General features: G+C 63.6%; 2 protein-coding genes. Both read right to left on the bottom strand.

What is annotated here, in order from left to right; genetic code table 11:
* Window positions 1-192, bottom strand: a 192-nt coding sequence (locus I2E26_RS05630) for a hypothetical protein (protein WP_195419943.1), incomplete at its 3' end; no start/stop codon positions are given.
* A 262-nt stretch (window positions 193-454) separates the two neighbouring features.
* Window positions 455-871, bottom strand: coding sequence for a rhodanese-like domain-containing protein (locus I2E26_RS05625; RefSeq protein WP_195419942.1), 417 nt, complete (start codon window positions 869-871; stop codon window positions 455-457).
* Window positions 872-1225 lie beyond the last annotated feature (354 nt).

Below are 1225 nucleotides of genomic sequence, written 5' to 3'. Positions count from 1 at the left end.
TGCCGGCGGGTTGCCGAAGAAGCTTTCGCACATCTCGTCGAAGTCTTCTTCTATGGCGTTGACGAAGGCCAGGTAGACGATATTCCACTCGTGGAGGCCGATGCGGTCGTGCAGGGGCGAGATGTTGTAGGAGTCTGCGATGAGCTCGCTCCAGCGGTCGACCTCTTGTGCGGTGAGCTTCTTGCATTCCATGGTGTCTCCTTCCGTTGCGCTTGCCCGCGCGGGCTTCGAGGCGGACAAACCGACTTTGCTTGCAGTGTACCCCCGTATGTCGATCCTGCTGTCCATCGAGATGGACGGGCGAAGGGGCGCCCCGGCGCGCGGTGGGTTCGCAGGAGATGCTGGCCTTTGCCTGGTATGCACTGTCGAGTCGAAGAATGTACTTGCCGGCGGGGAGGGCGGGTAGAGGAGGGCGTTAGATGCCGCCGGGCGCATGTACCCGGCGGCATCGCTGCTATTCGACCTCGTACGGCCAGTCGTTGATGCCGCCGAATTCGACCACGTTGGTGTAGCCGAGGTCGGCGAGGGCCTGCGAGGCCTGTTTGCTGCGGTTGCCGCTGCGGCAGTACACCAGGATGAGCTGGTCCTTGTCGGGCAATGTGCGCGCGGCGTTTTCGGTCACCGCGTCGTGCGGCAGCACGACGGCGCCGGGGATGTGGCCGCCGTCGTATTCGGCCTGGGTGCGCACGTCGAGAATCACGTAGCCTTCTTCGGTATCCATGAGCTCCTTCGCGCGCTTCGCATCGACTTGTTCGTAAGTCGATGCGTCGGTGCTTGCGGCGGCCGGCCCCGGTTCGTTCGAGCACCCGGCAAGCGGGATGGCGGCGAGCGAGCCAACGAGGACTGCGAGGATGAGGGGGCGACGGTTCATGATGGCCTTTCTGGAAGATGGTGGTTCGGGGGCCAGGATATCAACGCACGGTATCCTCGTCTGTGACGAACGCACAGAAGGGCCCGCACCCGCTCGAGTCAGCTTGGGGCCCGGGGTCCTTTGGCGGCGCGCCGCACCGCGATCGTTTAAGAGGAGTAAGCTAGAAGGGATGCATTGCGCGGACGATGGGTCCGCGAGCAGCTGGAAAGGAGCATACGCATATGACGAAGATCGCTGTGTTGGGTGGCGGTAACGGGGCGCACGCTGCGGCGGCCGACCTCACGCTGAGGGGCTTTGCGGTCAACATGTATGAGGACGAGCGGTTCGCCCCCAACATGCAGCAGGTGTTCGACA

The sequence above is a fragment of the Collinsella sp. D33t1_170424_A12 genome, assembly GCF_015554865.1.
GTDB lineage: Bacteria > Actinomycetota > Coriobacteriia > Coriobacteriales > Coriobacteriaceae > Collinsella.
Note: the sequence above shows the minus strand (reverse complement) of the source record. Positions and strands in the feature narration are given on the sequence as shown.